The sequence below is a fragment of the Vibrio sp. 2033 genome (assembly GCF_033339735.1).
The window spans coordinates 1-20,065 of the sequence record NZ_JAWOVC010000009.1; the positions used below are offsets into that span (position 1 = coordinate 1).

Below are 20,065 nucleotides of genomic sequence, written 5' to 3' on the forward strand. Positions count from 1 at the left end.
CGTTCAAATACGCCAGCATCCCGCCACTCCTGAAATCGGCGATGAGCAGAGCTTGACGAGCATATACCGGTGGCATTCAGCGCATTCCACTGGCAACCCGTCCTGAGTACGAAGAAGATGGCGTTCATTGCAGCGCGATTATCAACCCGCTTGCGGTGCGTACCCAGAGGATGGTGAGTTTTATGCTCCGGGATGAGAGGAGCCATTTTCTCCCAGAGTTCATCACTGATTTGCCACTTGTTGCCTGCCATACGTTGCCCTCAGAAATTATCGTTATTCATTATATTATACGATAATTCCTTTTGGGATAGGCTCTTAACTTATAATTAATTTCTAGTTTATTCCAAGGCTTTTAACTTTTTATATAAAAGTAATCCTGACTTGAAGAACTCCAATCGTTAACCCTCGATGAATAACACTGTGTCTTCAAATTTTTAGTGCGATATAAACAGGTCTAAACCTGATCACCGTTGATAGGTAGGCCGGTTAGATACGAATGTAAGTAACATCCGTTTCCAAAATGGGGAAATAGTGTACTCAATTACGCTTTCTCCATATCACGATAACGGTATACTAGGTAGATATACTTGGTATATACAGATCCACATCCTCACAACGCTTTAGAACCACTTTTCAACGTCTACAGAGAAAACGATGCCATTTTCACTACACTTCGAAACTGGAAAAGTCACCAGCCAACAACTTTACTCCGAGATATACCAAGGGATATTAGAAGGCAGATTACGATCAAATGAGAGATTACCGTCAACCCGCATGCTGTCGAAAAAGTTAGGCATAGCAAGAAACACTGTCATTTCGGTGTATGAGCGACTTCAGTTCGAGGGGTGGATAGTAAAAAAGGCAGGATCTGGCACGTACGTAAGTAATGCTCTAGAACAAACGGTGAATCAAGATAAGAGACCAATAAAACACTACCAACTAGGGGTGTTTGGCACTAACGCATCGAAGAAGCCAGAGATCATCGCACCAAAGAATCTAGACTATGACTTCACTTTAGGCGTTCCTGATCATCAGAGAATAGCAAAGCATATTTGGCGACACTCAAGACTGAGTAGGCTCAATGCATTAACTCCAGAGTTTGCACATGGCGGTGATTTACAAGGGTTAGCTTGTTTACGAGAGTCTATCTGCGAGTATGTGAGACACTCGAGAGGCGTAATCTGTGACCCTGAAGACATCATCATTACTCAAGGGTGCCAGCAGGCAATAATGACGACTCTCCTTACATTACTCTCTCCCGGGGATCTCGTGTCGACGGAAGATCCAGGATATCCTGTTTTTCGAAATCAAGCTCGATTACTTGGCGCGCAAATAGGCTCCGTGCCGATGGACAACCAAGGTGTTGTCGTTGAATCAATCGCTTCTAATGCCAAAATTATTTATACAACGCCTAGTCATCAGTTCCCTTTAGGCTTTAGCTACTCAGCTGACAGGAAGTTAGAACTGCTGAGATGGGCAGAAGTTAATAACGCAATCATTATCGAAGATGATTATGATTCGGAATATCACTATCTCAATACCAGTAAGAAAGCTCTCAAGTCACAAGACAAAAATGACTGCGTCGTTATGATAGGCAGTTTCTCTAAAATACTATTTCCCGGCATACGCATTGGCTATATGATTCCGCCAAAGTCTTTAATAGAGCCAATTTCAAATATGTTATGGCACTTGGGAAGAAGTACATCTGTAGTGTCTCAAATCCTACTTGACGAATTCATGCGTGACGGTCATTTCTCTCACCATTTACTCAATATGAATAAAATCTACAGCGAAAGATATAATAAGCTAACTCAATTAATTGACAACATAGATTGCTTACAACGTATTCCAAGCCAAGGTGGATTGCATATAGCAGCTGAAGTATCGGGATGCGCGACACAAATGATGAATAAATTTGCTTCATCAAATGTAGCGGTTTACCCATCATCGCATTTTTCTATCAACAATCATTCTAATGCCCTCTTATTTGGATTTGGCATTATTCCTACCCAAAAAATAGAAAAAGCATTTGATATTATTCAATCAATATTGGATTAAAACAGATATAAAATTATCGTTTTGCTCGGTATCAATTTATCGTCGCAGTTATCAGCATCAGGGCGACAGCCAGCGTGGAACGCTTTTCAACCCAATAAGGGTTCAATACGAACTGTGTCGCTCTGACACGCTTGGTTTGGCTTCAGCCCCAACACTATATTTCTTCGACTGTAAACGTACTAGGTTCAAAGTAAAGCGACGTATCACGCTGACATTTGCAGCACTACCAACAACCCTATTGCGTAAATCATCTTCTTTTAAGTTAAGTTCACATCGAGCATTCAATGAACCTTATTTTTCTAATATCGAACCGTAAGTTCTGTTTAACACTCTATCAAAACACTATCTTTCGCTAGATGTTAAAGAAGAAAAGACTTCAAGGTAATTAAGGATTTGTTATAGACTATTGACCTACATAATAAAGAGCACAATCACGACATTAATCTCCAGTGATTTACCATACCGCTTCATGAGCAATTGGGATATAAATTATCGAAAAATACCAAACCATAAGTTAATACGCTGCTAACGGCTCAAAAAAATAACGAAGTTGTAGCGCAATTATATCAACATCATTTTCATGTAAAAAATAACGAGCGCCTTGGACACCGATCTCCCAATTATCTGAGAGGTTGTAGCCAACTTCTGCACCAATATATCCATCAAAACCATCCACTTCCGTCGTTATCTTGCTGCCTTGATACGTACTTTCAATATCGGTATCCCAGAACAAGCCCCCCAAACTCAGTTTTGCGGACCATGAATTGTATTGCCAGAACTTATAACCGATGTCGAAGCCCATGCCCTTAACAAGGAGTGGGGCTATAGATGCGACATTGGCGTGATAGTCTTCTGGTGAAGTAGTAGCACTACGCAATGTAGCACTACCTTCACCCATATCAATATAACGAATAGTTCCAGACCATTGATCAGAAAAAGTATATCCCAACCCGACAGAGCGATAGAACCCGGTGTTGTCAGTAGAGATTACGTTATCACCTTTAACAGCATCACGCTCATCTGCATGGCTTGACCCCATTTGAACATCAACATACCAGCCCGCTTGACTACTAAAACTAAACACAGCAATTAGTGCTAGAGCACTGTTTCTTCCATAACGTTGCATGGCTCCTAACAAAATCAAAAGCATCAACACCATGCCACCCAATGATCCTGCTGAAGTATTTTCAACCTTTACATCTCTTACCAACTTAACGGTCACTATAACTTTCCCCGCGTCTTGCAGGCCTTGGCTATCCTGAATGATATATGTCAACACATCATTGCCTTCAAACCCTGAGGTAGGGGTATAGGTCACGCTCTGATCTGCATTCATGACCGCCTGCCCATACTGCGCTTGGACTGAAACCAACTTCAATGTGTCGTTATCCGGATCGGTATCGTTAGCAAGGACATAAACCGTGACAGGGGTACGATCATCGGTGGTAATATTATCGTCCACCGCATTCGGATTCTGACTGTTTACCACATTTACCGTCACCTTCGCCGATCCCGTTCCACCATTACCATCCGTTACGCTATAAGTGATCAAAGCTTCCCCGTAGTACTGTGGTTGAGTGACATAACTTAGTTTGTTATCAACCACACTAACACTACCAATATCTACAGAAGCGCGACTTACCTTCAGCCCATCACCATCAGCATCAGCATCATTGCTCAATACATCGATCGTCACCGTACCATTGAGACTAACAAACGCATTGTCGTCAATCGCTTGAGGGAGTGTATTATTGCTTACACGAGCGGCAACGACGCCAGGGTCAACGACACTGCCATTAGCCAATCCGTCATCATCGTTCGGACCACCGTCTTCAATGGTAAGTTGTACACACCAGTCACCTTCAGTCAGACCCTGTGACCATGAACTGTGCCCTGGTGGCGGACAATAACCAGCCTCGCCAGCACTAGAAGAAACCGTGTTTTGAGCATCCTCAATAAAGTCTATCCACCCCTGTTCAGCGTTATACTTTCGGTACACTGCATTTGCTGGAACAGGTAAACGCTGAGGCAAAACTAATTGATAGCTTTGGCCGGGCAGCGGCAAATTAGTTACTACAAAATCAAAGATTCCCCCTATGCTCTTCATGTTGATATCTTTAGGAAGCTCCTCATCCAGCAATAAAGCTCCTCCTGTTGCGTTAGTCAGAATGGTTATTCCTTTGCGTAAACAGACACCTGGCTGCCCCTCAATGAGGAAGCGATCTTTTTCTGACACAACCTGTTGAATTACGTTACAGTCAGAAATTGCATCAAGATAATCAGGGATACCATCACCATCACTATCATTATGACCTTCTTGATCATCCGGGATTAAGTCGCCATCACTGTCTTCACTCCCGAGCTCCGCCAATGTTTGTACCACTTCTAAATAGACATTCCGTGTCACTGATAATGGTGGAGTGCCATTGTCAGTAACTGTCAATTGCAAATTGTAAATCGCTGAACTCAGTAATTGCGGAGAGAAAGTCAATGTTTCGCTGTACATCTGCCCCGCAATCGCTTGGTTAAGTACATCGCTATCACTACTCCATCTGAAACTGTGTATATCGGACATATTGGCATCACTAACACTGCTCGTGATTGTGACCGGTTCAACACCATTTTCAATTTGGCTCCGCTGCTCCCCCGCCTGAGATACACTTACCGTGACCTTCGGAGCCACATTCTCTTCAAAGATTGTCAAGGTGTAACGACGCTTACTACCTAGATTAAGGGTGCTGTCCAGATCAATCACTAAGGTTTCAACGCCCTCATTTTGTCCATCATTAAGTAGTTCGAACGAAAGTTTGCCTTCGGTACCACTAGGTATCACCACTTCACCAGAGGTGAGCGTGTGGTCATCACTGTCCGTGCTTCCTGAAACCGTATAAGGTATGATTACTGGGTAGCTCGGCGAAGGACCGTTAAGGTGTATCGATACGCTATGATTGGTGCCTTCCGTGGTTTGCGCATCTTTGGAGATACTTATCAGTGGATACACTGTTACCGTTTGACTAGCTTCAGCGACGTTTCCATCAGAGTCTTGAGTGCGCCAATAGACCGTATTAGTTCCAGGTCGGAAAAAGGTCGTGCTGTCGACCAATGAAACAGGTAATAGCTTGCCTGTACTATCTCGTGCCACAGCAGAGCCTAATGCAACTTTAGTAAAGAGCGAAGTTGCGTTCACTTCGATATCTGAAGGTGCGGCTATTGTTGGTGCGTCCAATTTCGCACTTTTAATTGTCACGATTGCTTTCGCGGTGGCCTTTCCACCGTTACCATCTTTCACACTGTATTGCACTGCCACTGTACCAATTGAGGTCGTTACCAATTGGATTTGACTGCCCACAATCGTTGCCGTTCCAGATGTAGGTTTAACCCATTCCAGTTGTAATGTATCTAGATCAACATCGCTGTCGTTGCTGAGTACATCCAATAAGTAGCTACCATCGTTACTCTCGGTAAAGACATAGGTATCATTAACCGCCACTGGCTCATCATTAACGTTGATTACCGTGATGCTAAACGCTGCTAAAGATGTGCTTAGCTCACCGTCTGAGACACTAATAACAATATTATTGGTGCTGCCAACATGCTCATTTTCCGGCGTACCACTTAGCAACCCAGTTGCTCTATCAAAGGTTGCCCATGATGGTTTATTGCGGATTGAAAAGCTCAAGCTACTACTATCAACATCCGATGCCTGCAGCGCAAAGCGGTACGTACTGCCTTCGTTGACGGTAAGAGCAGGAGTGCCACTGATCACTGGCGCGTCATTGACATTGTTAACCACAATACTGAATCTATTGAGCATTGTGGTCGTGAGACCATCAGAAACCGAGATAACAATGCCCTGATATTTGCCAACATCACCATTATCTGGTGTACCACTAAGCGTGCCTGTTGATGCATCAAAGCTAGCCCAAGATGGCTTGTTCACGATACTGAAGGTGAAGGCTTGGCTGTCAACATCTGACACTTGTGGCGTGAACAGATAGGTGCTGTCTTCATTCACTTGTGTTGCTGGTGAACCAGAGATAACGGGTGCATCGTTAACGTTATTCACAGTAATCGAAAAAGCTGACAATGAGGAAGAAATAGAGCCATCGGATACGCTAATCACGATACCTGGATAAGTCCCCACATAACGGTTACTTGGCGTGCCAGAAAGCGCTCCTGTTGTCTTGTCAAATGTAGCCCAAGGTGGCTTGTTAGCTATCAAGTAGGTCAGAGTATCCGCTGGGTCATTGTCCAATGCCGCGGGCACAAACTGATACACACTATCTTCATCAACTTGCGCCGATGGGGTACCCGTAATCACTGGCGCGTCATTAACGTTATTCACCGTGATGGTCACTAACGCCACTCCAGAGGTAAGTTCTCCGTCACTTACGCTGTAAGTGAAACTGTCCTGACCAAAGAAGTTACTGTTACCCGTATAAACCGCGTGATTGCCTGTGACGGTAACATTACCGTTGACTGGCGATTTTACAATTTGATAGCTCAAAGATGAGCCTTCTGCATCGTTACCATTTAAAGTAATGGTCAGCGGTATTTCTTCCTCTCCCGTAGCACTGATATCGGTCGCGGTTGGTGTATCGTTGACTGCATTAACCGTCAAATCGACACGAACCTCTGTCGAGTCGAGATCACCGTCGTTGACCTTGAACAAGAAGAAGTCGGAGCCATTGAAGTCCGCTTCTGGTGTATAGCGCCAACTATTATTGGTCAACTGCTCTAGCACGCCATGACTGACTTGCTCAGTGATAAGATACTGCAGAGTGTCATCATCGTTATCAATATCTGAACCAACCAGCGTGATCACCAAACTATTGTCTTCATCAAGCGTTTGTGACTGTGCTTGCGCCATTGGTGCGTCGTTGACTGGTGTTACTGTCATGGTCACTGTTGCGGCGTTAGATACAGCACCTGCTAAGTCTGCCACCGTATAGGTGAAGCTATCTTCACCGAAGTAGTTCTCATTGGGGTTGTAAACAATCGCTCCTGACGCCGTCACGTTCACACTGCCATGTGCTGGCGTATCGACGACTGTGACACTAGTGAGTTCAAAACTGTCTCCAACATCGGCATCACTATCATTGCCTAATACATTGACCTCGAAGGAGCCTCCCTCTAGTAGTTGTGCACTGTTATCAACAGCAACGGGGGCATCATTCACTGGCGTAATATTGAGCGTGACGGTTGCAGGCACTGAGACTGCTTGACCACTATCGGTTAGCATGTAGGTAAAGCTATGTTGACCATTAACGTTCGCTGTTGGCACAATCTTTAAGGTCCCATCGACATTGACACTGACCGTGGCAAAACTGTATACCCCCTCTCCTTGACCAAGATCTTGCAGGGTAATACTACTCGGGGTGAATGACCCATCTTCAATATCACTGTCGTTACTTAAAATATCGAGTGTCGATGTGATATCTTCATCAAAAGTAAAACTGTCTTCCTCCGCTACTGGTGAGTCATTGACGGAACCGATATTGACGCTGACCGTGGCCGCAAGAGAAACGCCGCCTTCACTGTCTGCGATCGTGTAAGTAAAGCTATCGCTACCATTTTCATTCGGATTCGGCGTATATACAAAAGTGCCTACAGTTTGATCAATGGCTACTTGTCCTTTTTGAGGCAAACTAACTAACGATAAATCACCCGTTGGGATGCCATCTTCAACATCCTCCGCTTGACTACGCGCGCTGACTGCTGCGCTTGCGGTATCTTCGTCGGTGTTGATGGTCAGCGCTTTAGCGACTGGCGCATCATTTATAGCCATGATAGTGACGGTCACTGTCGCCTCTTGCGACTCCTGCAGCAGGGCATCTTTCACGGTATAGGTAAAGCTATCTGTGCCTGTCTCATTATTATTTGGCGTATAGGTAACAACGCCGTTGCTGATCGACACCTGACCTTTAATTGGTTGCGTTTTAATCGTTGTAGAAGAAGCGACCATGTCATCATTAACATCGGAATCGTTGGCTAACAGATTAAATTGTTTCGCCGTATCTTCCTCAGTCGAGAAGCTATCATCAACTACCGTTGGCGCGACATCGTAGCGTTTGGTCACAGTATCCGTCACTGCATCAGATGCGTTGCCTGCGGCATCGGTTACCACCACGCTTACTGTCAACGTCCCCTCTTGCAAAATAGTGACGTCAATGCCCGTTACTTGCATGGTCTCCGAAGAAATTGTTTGACTAGCGCCGTCAATGGTCGTGGTACCGTCGGTCACGCTATAAGTGAACATCGCGTTCACTTCAGCTGCTGCGAAGGTAAAGCTCATCGCCTGTTCGTTGGTTTTGTTAATGCTCTCCTGATCAATGCTGATGCTATGTCCAGTCGGGATCCCCGTATCCACTGAGATCAACAACTGAGTCGCTGCTGTATTGAGGTTGCCAGCTGCGTCGCTAAATTTCTCGGCTGCAACATCAATAGTTGCATCCTCAGTGCTTTCTTCTGCAGGTGTAAAGGTAGCCGTGTAACTGGCGCTACTGCCCGCAAAGTTAGAAAGAGTTCCTCCAGCCACGGTCACATCGGCTTCGGAAAAATCAGTTGCGGCTTCACTCAAGGTAAACGTGAGTGTTGCCGTTTCACCCGCTTTCAACGCAGCGCTGGAGCTAGTGATACTAACGGTTGGAAGCACAGTATCGACGCTGATGGAAAGTGGTGTAGCTGCACTATTGGTGTTACCAGAGGCATCGGTAAATGTGCCTGTGGCAACTTCAATAGTACCGCTCGTCGTACTCTCTTCCGTTGGTGTAAAGGTCGCAGTGTAGCTGCTACCACTGCCAGCAAAACCAGACAAAGTACCGCCACTAACCGTGATATCCGCCTCGGTAAAATCGCTCGACGCTTCACTTAAGGTAAAGGTAATGGTCGCCGTTTCGTCCGCTTTCAGCGCCAATTTATCACTGGAGATAGTCACACTCGGCACTAAACTATCAACGGTTATAGACAGTTGAGGCGCAGCAGTGTTGCTATTCCCGGCAGCATCGGTAAAGAAATCTGCCGCCACGTTAATCGTCGCTGTACTTGTACTGTCTCTATCCGGCGTAAAGGTGGCCGTGTAATTGTCACCGCTGCCCGCAAAGTTAGACAAACTGCCGCCAGTGACGGTGACATCTGACTCAGTAAAGTCACTTGAGGACTCACTTAAGGTGAACGTGATACTCGCCGTTTCGCCAGAGATCAAATCAAGGTCTGAGCTGCTCAAAGAAACAGTTGGCCTCACGTTATCTAACGTAATTGTTGTGCTATCTATACTGGAGGTGTTGCCCGCCGCATCGCTCTGGCTCGCCGCGACCGTCAGGGTGCCGTTGTTAAACGCACTTACATCAAACTCACTGCCAATAGTCGTCCAAGCCCCGGTATTGTCGGCCGTCACCGTACGACTGACTGAGTTGTTATTGTCCGTGATGGTCACGGTCACACTATTGCCAGCCTCCGCGCCGGAGCCAGCAATCAGCACATCATTGTCTTCTGCCGCATTGACGATACCGTCGATTGCAATCGGCGTGGAAATGGTAACAGCGGATGGCGCTGCGTTATCTAGGGTTACGCTCTGGGTGGCTACGGTGGAGATATTACCTGCTATATCAGCTTGGGTTGCAGACACAGTCAGGGTGCCATTGCTCAAGCCACTGATATCCAGCTCGCTGCCGCTCAACGTCCAGTTGCCTGAGTTGTCGGTCGTCACCGTACGACTGACAGAGCTGTTGTTATCCGTGATAGTCACGGTCACGCTGTTGCCTGCTTCCGCGCCGGAGCCAGCAATCAACACATCGTTATCTTCCACTGCATTAACAATACCATCGGTTTCAATCGGTGTAGTGATGGTCACAGCTGATGGTGCGGCGTTATCTAAGGTAATGCTCTGGGTGGTCACTCTGGAGGTATTACCCGCCGTATCCGATTGCGTCACAGCAACTATGAGTGTGCCGTTGTTCAGGCCACTGACATCAAGCTCACTGCCGCTCAACGTCCAGCTGCCTGAGTTGTCGGCCGTCACCGTACGGCTGACAGAGCTGTTATTGTCCGTGATAGTCACGGTCACGCTATTGCCTGCTTCCGCACTGAAGCCAGCGATCAGTACGTCGTTGTCTTCTGCCGCATTGACGACCCCATCAGTTTCAATCGGCGTATTGATGATTACAGCAGATGGGTCTGCATTGTCCAGAGTAATACTCTGGGTGGCTGCGGTAGAAGTATTACCTGCTATATCTGCTTGGGTTGCAGACACAGTCAGGGTGCCGTTGTTAAACGCACTTACATCAAGCTCACTGCCGCTCAACGTCCAATTGCCTGAGTTATCGGCCGTCACCGTACGACTGACAGAACTGTTATTGTCCGTGATAGTCACGGTCACGCTGTTGCCTACTTCCGCGCCGGAGCCAGCAATCAGTACGTCGTTGTCTTCTGCCGCATTGACAATACCATCGGTTTCAATCGGCGTGGTGATGGTCACTGCTGATGGGGCTGCATTGTCTAGGGTAACACTCTGGCTAGCTGCGGTGGAGATATTACCTGCTATATCTGCTTGGGTTGCAGACACCGTCAGGGTGCCATTGTTCAGGCCACTGACATCCAGCTCGCTGCCGCTCAGCGTCCAGTTGCCTGAGTTGTCGGCCGTCACCGTACGACTGACAGAGCTGTTATTGTCTGTGATAGTCACGGTCACGCTGTTGCCTGCTTCCGCGCCGGAGCCAGCGATCAACACATCGTTGTCTTCTGCAGCGTTGACGATACTGTCAGCCTCAATCGGCGTGGTAATGCTCACTACGGATGGTGCTATTGTATCAATGGTGACACTTAACGCGTTGGATGCCGAGCTAACATTATCATCGCTATCAGATGCTTTAGCACTTATTGCATGTGTAATACCAGACGCCAACTCATTGGTTGTTATCTGCCAGTTTCCTCCAGTAGCAGTGCCTGTGCCAATAACCGTTGCACCTCCACCGACTTGATCACTGTATAAAGTAACGATCGATCCACTCTCAGAAGTCCCACTAAACGTTGGTGTAGTGTCACTGGTAATATTATCAGTATTTAATGGCCCGGTATCCGAACTAGCATCTAAATCGGGTGTAGATGGCGCATTTGGCGTGGTATCGACTGTCGTAAAGTTAAATGTGGCATCATCGCTGATCCCAGCGAAGCTATTATTTGCGCTGTCAGCCACGGCACTGGATTCAATATGAATGGCGTAGGTCCGGTTCCCTGCCAGATCACTGGTTGGGTTTAAGTAAACTTTATTGTTGGTAACACTGATGCGACCAGCGCCTGGTGATGTTGTTGTGCCATCGCTTTCGGTGGCAACATTAAATACTTCAAAGTCGCGACTGTCGGTAACATTACGAATGGTAATATTGCCGCTCTTCAGCTCAATATTTTCATCGAAGGCAATCTCGATGTTGTTGCTAACAGAAACATTGGTTGCATCATCAGTGGGAGTTGAGCTCGCACTGACAAAAGTAGGCGCGGTAGAGTCTGAAACCGCAGCGTCATCAATCTTGATACTTCTGATAAGATAACGAGAGTCAGCACCCGGACTTCGGGTAAACGCCATAGTCACTGTATCAACGTCCTGCCATGCAGAATCAGTAAAGTCTGTACCACGGGTCAGGGTAAACAAATCCTGTAACCCTGAGTTTGCTTCACCACCTTTTGGCAAGGTGACAGTTTCGGTCACTGTTTGAGTATTATTAGAGAAGCCAGTTAACACAAGTTGATACGTTTTATCTGAGTCTCGGGCCGACCCCTGCATAAAGGTAATTTCGTCGAAACTGAAGTTAGTACTTGATCTCTCAAAAAAGCGGAAGCCACGATTGTTGAACTCATTAATCATGGTATTTGAGAAAAAAACACCAGCTACAAACCCGAGGTCATTTAGGCCAGTAAACGGAGTGCTATCAGTGCTATTGCCGGCATCTAATACCATAGACACAGCACCTGCATTGGTAAGAGTGACCGAGGGCATACCCCCAGTGACGCCTGTCTCCACCTCACTAAAACTGGAACCTGAACCATTAGAGTAGTTAATCGTTTGCTGTGCAGCCCAGGCTTCACCGGAAAAAAACGCTGAGGACACCCATGCTGTTGTAATTGCGATCGCTACCTGACGACGTAATCTCATTTTCCTCTCCTGAAGATGACGGCCTTATCAACATAGCCGGGTTATCATAATCAACTTAAATGTTTAATTTTTTTATAGGAAAGGATTAGCGAAAGTTTCAGCCAATTCTTTCTTGGTTGATTAGCTGCGTGGTGGGTATACTCCCGCAGTGGCAATTAACCAATTAATCGGCAATACCGGGCTCAAAATATTAAGTGGCATTGAACCGCCTGTTTCAGTCACAGTTACAGTACCTCCGCCCGAGCCACCACCAGACACACTTAAGCCTTCGATCTCGGTCAAATCTGGTTGCTGAAACGTCGGTTTATAGAACCCGGGGGTAGAGTTTTGCGCTATATACGAATTACTATCGGGTACCTGTGTATTTGCAGCATTGGTAGCAACCTGCATCCTGCCTGTTACAGGTGCAGAAGTGCCAAGAGGGGTAAAAATTGCCGTATGTAAGTGTGCTGGCATTTGAGTTATATCAATAGTTACCAGTTCAGTACCCAATCTTTCTCCCTGATGATAATCCATCCCCCCAGGTCGTGTGCCTACACCAACTGGACTGCGGCCACGCAAATCAGGTAAACCAAAGGTAGTTCGGGCGTCACCTCCGTATAGAGTGCTAACTAGAGAGAAGAGCGCTGGATTATCTTCAATTGCCTGCATTTGCCCCGAGCACATTGCCCAATTTCTAATTGCAAAATTGCCACCAAATGCGGTTAGTGTCCCAAGATACGGTTCTGTAGCCATACTGTTCTTCCTTTCAACGTATACACTTAAGTTAAAACCAGCCCATAACGAAATTGGTGTGGTTGGTTAAAATTTTCCAATCTCGCATTACTAAATACCGTTACGGGCTTCATCACTGCCGCAAAGAGCCGTATTGAGATATTTATTTACTCACAAGCAGAAGCGTGCTGGAGCAATGACATCCCAGCATCTAGCCCAGCCATTTGCGCATAGCGATAACCCGAAAACACGCCTTGCGGTGTAGCAATAACATCTATTGATATGGCGCTATCTAACGTTTTCACTTGTAACCCATGTTGTGGGCTGATCTCGAGAATTCTCCCCGCCTCAACACCGACTAAAGAAGTCTCCATTGCGCTTGCTTGCAAAACATTGGCGACACCACTTGGCAAGCTCAACATCGCACCACCGAAGTCATGATTGCCTGCTCGCACTAAGTTGACGATTTCGCGACTCGTTTGCACGTTCCAACGAAGGTGCAGATCATGTTGGTTTACTGCTCGTGCCACTTCGTTGGGGTTTGATACTTGTTCACGCCAAACCAGCCCTTGCTTTTGTTGCGCGATGAGGAAGTCATACATCAGCTTAGCCGTCATTTGTGACGCTTTTTGCTGAGCACTGGTTAAGGTCTCAAACGGGTGAAATGGTACCTCTAACTCCATTCCTATAGCGCCGGAATCAGCCGATGCCTCAAGACGATGCAGGGTGAGGCTAAAGGTGTCTAAACCCTCTCTTAATTGCCAATAGAGAGGCATCGGGCCTCGATACTCGGGCAGCTTTCCCGGATGAATGTTGTACAAGTTTCCGTTGAAAAACTGACACAGCGAGGAATGAACTATGTGCCTGAACAAATAGATAACGCCATCCGTGACTCGCCAAACATCGAGTTGCGCTATCAAAGCACTGCTGTCATTGGCGGTATACTGAGCAATATGAATCGATTGAGCGCTCAGATAGCTCTGTAGCTGCTGTAAGTCAGGATTTAGTTCTCCTTCCGGTACTACCACGCCCGCCAATTTATGCTGTTGTGCCAACAACTGAATGATGGGCAAGGCGTAACAACTTCCTGTAAAAACGACGTATTTTTGCTGCATATCGAAATCATCCATGGGTGGCGACAAAACCTGGCAATCCGGTTAACTGATAATAGAAACTGACCTTATCCCCTCCCTTCGCTTCAAAGTAATGGTGTTCAACAGCTTTGGGCTTGGCATCCACATAAAAAGTCATGTCGGGTTTAGGATGGGTAATACCAGAGTCGTATTGTCCGACCATCGCATCTCCGTAAGTATCGATATGGCTGTAAATGGCGAGGATACGTTTTGCCATATCTGGCACATCTTTCGGCAGCTCAATGGTGTTGCCTTGCAGCATTTTTATTCCACCATCTAGCTCAAAAATCTCGCTTCTGAGCAACATGGCTTTATTGACGTTAAGAATTTCTCCCAGATCAATTCGATCATCGATCGCTTCCGGCTGGCAATGGTTGGAATGTGCATACTCTGCTTTTTCCCATTGTTGATTAAATTCCGTCTCCCCGATGACCATCATGGCGCGCACAGATACCTGATTGGGGATCATTTCGCCTTGAATATGTAAATATTGAACCAAATGTTTCGCGATGCTGAGGAACCCTTCCCGACTAAAGCCATGCTGCATCGCTTCAAGTATCAGGAGATCAAACGTTTGAGTTGGCGAAAATTGGGTAGCATCTTCTTCCACTAAGGCTTCAATGTAGTCTGCGATATCGAGATCCGCGATCAATTGATTGAGTGCTTTAATGGCTCCGGGGTGAATATCTACTAGTGTCACCTGAAGCTGCTCTGCGCTAATTCGATCACTTTGTTTGTAGTGAGCAAGTAAAGGCAGCAGCAATGGTGCAAAGGGGCCGCAAGCTGGATAAAGCACTTTAACCTGTGACTTGTTGGCAAGCATATGTTGGATAGCTTTGTTTATACCACACGCAAAGCCTTTAATTCGGTACACATCTTTGATGGTGTGTTTACAGTTAAGTGGGGACATCACCAGCCCAGACGTGGAAATGTACTGTCGGGTCAGTTCCTCTTGAGTGAGTTTAGCCAGAGAAAGAGATTGGCAAGCGTTGCCATACATGCTCTGAAAGGCTTGCACCAGTGTTCGGTGCTCAACTTTCGTCTCCTTCAATACGAGCTCAACTGCCGCAGCGAAACTCTCTTTCAGTTGCCGTTGGCGTTCAGCCGTGCTGAGTTGGTTTTGGAGCATAGCCTCAAGTTGAGTCCGTAATGAGTACTTAAGCAGCTCATCCATTTCGGGTTCAGCAAAACCAAACTGTTGAGTTTGTTGCTGCACTTCTTCAACACCGACCGTCTCACGAGATTGAGGACGTTGCTGGTAGAATTCTATAGATGAGCCTTTTTGCATAATTCATGAACCTCACTTGCCGCTGTAGCAGTAGTTAATGATGTAACACACCTGTACTTGAGAAAAACATATGCCAGAGGTCCGCGTTACAATATCTCAGCTCCCGGCTCTAACTTCATAAACCGTACTGACAAAATTGGGCAGAAAAATTGAGATAAAAACAGTTCTAATCCTGTAAATTCAGAGAGTAGTAAATAGTTAGGGTAATAGGCCTTTCGATGTGATTCTTCTAAAGCAAGCGCTTGCCAATCCCCTAGATGGCAAGATCGTTTGACATATGGCAGCCACGCAGTCTCCTTAGTAGAGGTAAGCGCGGCACTCAAGTGTGGTGTAATATGAAAGCCTTTTAACAGGCAGAAAAAGCCAATATCCATAGTATAAAGCCAACTATTTATAATATTGAAATTAAAATAATTTTTTCGGCAGTTATTTTGAAATTGCCGATATTTGATTTATAGACTAGAAAAAATCAGTTAGCCAGAATAGAGATCAAAAAAAACACTAAAAATAAGATTGTCAATTTATATCTCTAAAATTAAAGAATTTAATTTTTAAAGTTTAATGAAGTCCAATATAAGTTTAAGGTGTGCAATCTTTTAAAAGATATAAGTTTAAAGATATTTCAAAAAACTTATTAAGAAAAACATGAACTCACAAAAATAAATATCAAAATTATTAATAAAAAAACACCACTAATATAACAATAAATTAAGGTGGTTTGAAGATTAAAATGCCCATTTCATTTTCGTATATAACATTTTAACTACTAGTATTATATATGTGGTGAAATAAGATAAATTTATTCACTCAACATATCCAATCGATTCAGCTTTACTGGGAAAAGCTATACGTTACAACGGAGTGAAATATGGCAAATAGGGATGGAAGAATTCCACTCAACGTATTACGACTCAAAGAACTGAGAAAGAAATTAGGACTGAGCCAAGAAAAACTGGCGGAAGAATGCTTTCAACAGGGTTTTGTCGTATCTATTGCTTCTATAAAGCGAGCAGAGTCTGGGGCGAATGTGCTGTATCGTACCGCATCCAATCTCGCGGAATACTTTTCTGTCCCCGTAGAGGACCTTTTAATAGATCGGGCCTCAGAACCATTATTTACAAATGTATCTTCATCACCACCATATTTTTTTATTTTTGCAATCGAAGCAAAGTGTGATTTGACCGCAAAGGCTCTGCAAACCTTACTTCTCAGCCAAAACACTACACCCATAATACAAAACCGAACGTTTGTTCTTACTTGGTCTTTACAGGAATCGGACGAATATATTTTTGAGCGAATTCGACAACTAGCCCTTCAATTAAAGGTTGCTCTTTCGGCTTCGATTCGGTCTTTTATCAATGTGAAATACATGCATCGAATCACTGAGCTATCGGAACATCCGAATGCGATAACCCCAATCAATGAAATCCTAGTTAAAATCCCTTGGGGAGAAATAGCTGCTTGTCCTTGCTTTATCTCGTCCAATTGTGCCAGACCAATAAAACCTTTTCTAACAGGAGAGCCAGACTTCAACAACTGGCATTTTGTATCCTTACACCAAAACCATACTGACTGTTTCGTAGGGCGTAAACTTGAACTAGAAACATTGAATAGCGGAATCAAGCGATGGCAAAAACAAGAAGCAGGCCAAACGTATTGTATTACTGGTACCGCAGGGATAGGAAAGACCAGCCTACTCAACCAGGTCATTTCGTCTTTGAGTCGTTCTTCGTGTTTAACCACAGAGATTCAAATCCTGAATCATGGCAGTGCTGATCTCTTGTCCCCTCAAAATATATTCACTCGGGCAATTTGTTCATTTACTCGTGAAGATACCGATGATTCTATTCGTCAGCAGACTGTCGAGTCATCAATTCCCTCTTCTTTCCATCTCTGCCTTTATTGGTTAATGGGGGTAACACTCAACGAATCAGAAAAACAGCTGCTGAACTTAATGGAGTTCCAAACGCTGAAACAAACGATAGAGCAATCTATCCCTTTCTTAATTCAACAACGGCAGACCAGCAAACCGCATTTGATTATTGTTGAAGATGTCCATTGGGCCGACGAGGTAATGTTGGCATTTCTTGAGACACTGCTACCTTATATTACAAACACCAATATTTTACTCTTTCTGACGTTTAGGCAGCAAAAACGACTTAGTTCCAAACAATCTTGGTTTGCCAACGTGAATCTAATCGAACTTAGGGAGTTATCATCTGAAGAGTCTTACGAGTTAGCTTGCTCAATCACATGCCAACAGAATAAACATATCAATGACTGTATAAAGCTTGCGAAAGGCCATCCTCTATACTTACGCCAAACACTACTTTGTTCTCAGTTTGATAAAGACGTTCCGGAGTCATTGGAACATTTAGTTTCGATACAATTAGCTCAACTTCCAGCCCAAGATCGCCAAGCACTCTGTACTGCATCTGTGTTAGGGCAGTACTTTCAACTGGAGCAACTGCGTGAAATCACTCGAATTCCCGGCTACGTACCAGATAAGTTAGTCGACGCTGGCTTAGTAAAACTCAATGGCGATCAATACCTTTTCCATCATGATTTGATTTGTAATGCTGTTTTCCGTCAAATAGACAAGTCACAGTGTTCAAAAATACACATGGCCTGCGCAAAATGGTATGAGAACCGAGATCGGTTCTTATATGCAGTCCATATCAATCATGCCAAGGGCGAAGGTGTATTTACTGTTCTTGACCAGACCGCCAAACATTACCTGAGCAATTATCAATTTGAAAAAGCACTGACTCTTATTGAATACGCTATTAAAGAGTCACCTAAAGCACAGATGGCGTATGCACTAAATATGAAAGGAAACTGCCTGTATTCGATGGGACGCATCAAAGAGAGTATTGAGGTCCTTGAGCAAGCGATTCATCACACAGAAAATGATTCTGAACGTGTTCAATACTATTTAGACCTCATTAACCCCTACCGTTTAACCGACAACTTTGTACAAGCGATGTCGATTTTAGACCAAGCCCAAGCCCTGTGCGAAAAGCTGACGTTAAATAAATCTTTGTGTGAAATTCACTCGATGAGAGGTAATATGCTGTTCCCCACTGGGCAGCTAGACGAATGTGAGAAAGAACATTTACTTGCATTAGATTACAGTCAACGAGCAAACTGTTTTCGCGCGAAAGCAAAATCGCTTGGCGGCCTCGGTGATTGTGCCTACGCACAAGGAAAAATGGCTCGCTCATACGAGCACTTAACCGAGTGTTTGCAACTGTGTGAAGAGCATCAGTTGCTTTCGATTGAAACTGCCAATCGCTACATGCTGGCAACAGTGATGATCTATCAACTGCAATCTGACGAAGCACTAAAACAGGCTCAGCATGCCTCGAATCTTGCCTATCTCACGGCAAACCGCCGAGCAGAAATTGTTTCTAGGCTTACGGCTGCATGGATCTTTCTCGACCGTAATGTCTTGGTGCAAGCTGAAAACGAAATCTCGACCGCTCTACAACTTTCAAAACAGCTTAATGCTCATCGATTTGTCGCTTTTCTTTTGGAGTCCAGTGCAAGATTGCACTGGTATCAGGGAAAAGAGGAGAAAGCCCTTTCGGACATCGACACGGCTCTAGATCTTGTTCATATCAATAAGCTACACAATTTTATTGGTCCTTGGCTCGTATCTACCAAGGCACTTATTTGTGGCGATGAATCAACGGCCCTCTCCGCTTTGCGCACTGGTGAGGCTTGGCTAGAATCTACCTGTGTTGGTCATAACTATTTACGCTTTTACCAACAAGGAATCCAAGTAGCGTGGCAGTATAAGCAGCCTACGCTACTTCGAAAATATCGCGATAAGCTGTCTAACTTCACCCAAGAAGATCCGCATCCATGGGGTGATTTTTATATTGAACAAGCGAATCTGATGCTTGCCTTACTCGACCAGTCCAGCTCCGTCTCTGAGTTGTTAAACTTCAATCAGGCCGCGCGTAAGCATCAACTGAATCAGGCTCAAATAAGTGTTGATGAGCTCGACCATTGGCTCTCCACATCTACTCAACCATGAAATATTCAATAAACGAAGAAAGTCGATTAATTGCACCGTCAAGTCATCGTGTTTACTCGATTTACCTCGTCAAACACAGATATTCGAAACCATCGAATATCTGTGTTTTGGCACAGTGTCATCGCTGATGAGATTTATGCTGGCGCAAGATCATTTTGCTCCACCTTAAAGTTCTCGATGCTAGGAACATGCTCAGGCAAAAGTAGAGTAACGCGTTGATTTGCTGCTTCAATCCATTTACCTGAACTATTTTTATATCGATAGAATGCCACGCCTGACTTCCAATCATCATTAAGTAGGAGGTTGAGCGTTACGTTATGAAGATCAGCTCCTAAAGGAGCAATGCCTAGATAAGGCTGGTAGCCCTGCAACGTCACCATGATATGACAATCACGCATCGTGCATTGATAGTTGAAACTACCATTGAGATCAGACACCACATTTAACGGTGGGTTAACGGCCTGAAAGATATGTCCTTTACCCACTATTGATTTGTCTTCGCTGGCCACGAGTAGATTAACATCGAAGCTCACTCCTCCAGGTAAGCCGTTACCAATTTGATAATGAGCAGTAAAAATTGCTTGTGATTCTTTTGAGTCCATTTTCATTGTGTTCTCCAACTGAATTTATTGTCGTTAGTGACCCATTCAATGTAGATAACACGTCATTCTGGTTCAGTATCA

At 45.0% G+C, this 20,065-nt stretch carries 8 protein-coding genes; 2 read left to right on the forward strand and 6 right to left on the reverse strand.

What is annotated here, in order from left to right; all coding sequences use genetic code 11:
• On the reverse strand, positions 1-251 hold a 251-nt coding region (locus R7P74_RS13305; RefSeq protein ID WP_206937370.1), incomplete at its 3' end, for a transposase.
• A gap of 403 nt (positions 252-654) precedes the next feature.
• Between R7P74_RS13305 and pdxR the strand changes: the two genes are divergently transcribed.
• A complete protein-coding gene (pdxR, locus tag R7P74_RS13310) occupies positions 655-2,058 on the forward strand; it encodes a MocR-like pyridoxine biosynthesis transcription factor PdxR (RefSeq protein ID WP_258460957.1) in 1,404 nt (467 codons plus the stop codon).
• A 514-nt stretch (positions 2,059-2,572) separates the two neighbouring features.
• Here the strand turns inward: pdxR and R7P74_RS13315 are convergent.
• The 4 genes from R7P74_RS13315 to R7P74_RS13330 all read right to left on the reverse strand — a co-directional run bounded on the left by R7P74_RS13315 (position 2,573) and on the right by R7P74_RS13330 (position 15,340).
• Complete coding sequence (locus R7P74_RS13315) at positions 2,573-12,010, reverse strand: Ig-like domain-containing protein (protein WP_443292812.1); 9,438 nt, start codon at positions 12,008-12,010, stop codon at positions 2,573-2,575.
• A 315-nt stretch (positions 12,011-12,325) separates the two neighbouring features.
• Positions 12,326-12,940 (reverse strand): phage tail protein, encoded by a 615-nt coding sequence (locus R7P74_RS13320; protein ID WP_047008153.1) that lies wholly within the window; start codon positions 12,938-12,940, stop codon positions 12,326-12,328.
• Positions 12,941-13,086: 146 nt separating this feature from the next.
• Positions 13,087-14,049 carry a formyltransferase family protein gene (locus tag R7P74_RS13325; RefSeq protein ID WP_005373444.1) on the reverse strand — a complete coding sequence of 321 codons (963 nt, stop codon included), beginning with the start codon at positions 14,047-14,049 and terminating at the stop codon, positions 13,087-13,089.
• Positions 14,042-15,340 (reverse strand): hypothetical protein, encoded by a 1,299-nt coding sequence (locus R7P74_RS13330; RefSeq protein WP_053307255.1) that lies wholly within the window; start codon positions 15,338-15,340, stop codon positions 14,042-14,044. Before R7P74_RS13330 ends, R7P74_RS13325 begins: the two co-directional genes overlap by 8 nt.
• Before the next feature lie 868 nt (positions 15,341-16,208).
• Between R7P74_RS13330 and R7P74_RS13335 the strand changes: the two genes are divergently transcribed.
• Positions 16,209-19,382, forward strand: coding sequence for an AAA family ATPase (locus R7P74_RS13335; RefSeq protein WP_017819913.1), 3,174 nt, complete (start codon positions 16,209-16,211; stop codon positions 19,380-19,382).
• Positions 19,383-19,516: 134 nt separating this feature from the next.
• On the opposite strand, the gene R7P74_RS13340 is transcribed toward R7P74_RS13335, so the two are convergent.
• Complete coding sequence (locus R7P74_RS13340) at positions 19,517-19,990, reverse strand: DUF1842 domain-containing protein (RefSeq protein ID WP_005373450.1); 474 nt, start codon at positions 19,988-19,990, stop codon at positions 19,517-19,519.
• Positions 19,991-20,065: the final 75 nt, after the last annotated feature.

Coding starts and splice junctions, on each gene's coding strand:
- pdxR (WP_258460957.1), top strand. CDS start 655: ATGCCATTTTCACTACACTTCGAAACTGGAAAAGTCACCAGCCAACAA.
- R7P74_RS13315 (WP_443292812.1), bottom strand. CDS start 12,010: ATGGTATTAGATGCCGGCAATAGCACTGATAGCACTCCGTTTACTGGC.
- R7P74_RS13320 (WP_047008153.1), bottom strand. CDS start 12,940: ATGGCTACAGAACCGTATCTTGGGACACTAACCGCATTTGGTGGCAAT.
- R7P74_RS13325 (WP_005373444.1), bottom strand. CDS start 14,049: ATGGATGATTTCGATATGCAGCAAAAATACGTCGTTTTTACAGGAAGT.
- R7P74_RS13330 (WP_053307255.1), bottom strand. CDS start 15,340: ATGCAAAAAGGCTCATCTATAGAATTCTACCAGCAACGTCCTCAATCT.
- R7P74_RS13335 (WP_017819913.1), top strand. CDS start 16,209: ATGGCAAATAGGGATGGAAGAATTCCACTCAACGTATTACGACTCAAA.
- R7P74_RS13340 (WP_005373450.1), bottom strand. CDS start 19,990: ATGAAAATGGACTCAAAAGAATCACAAGCAATTTTTACTGCTCATTAT.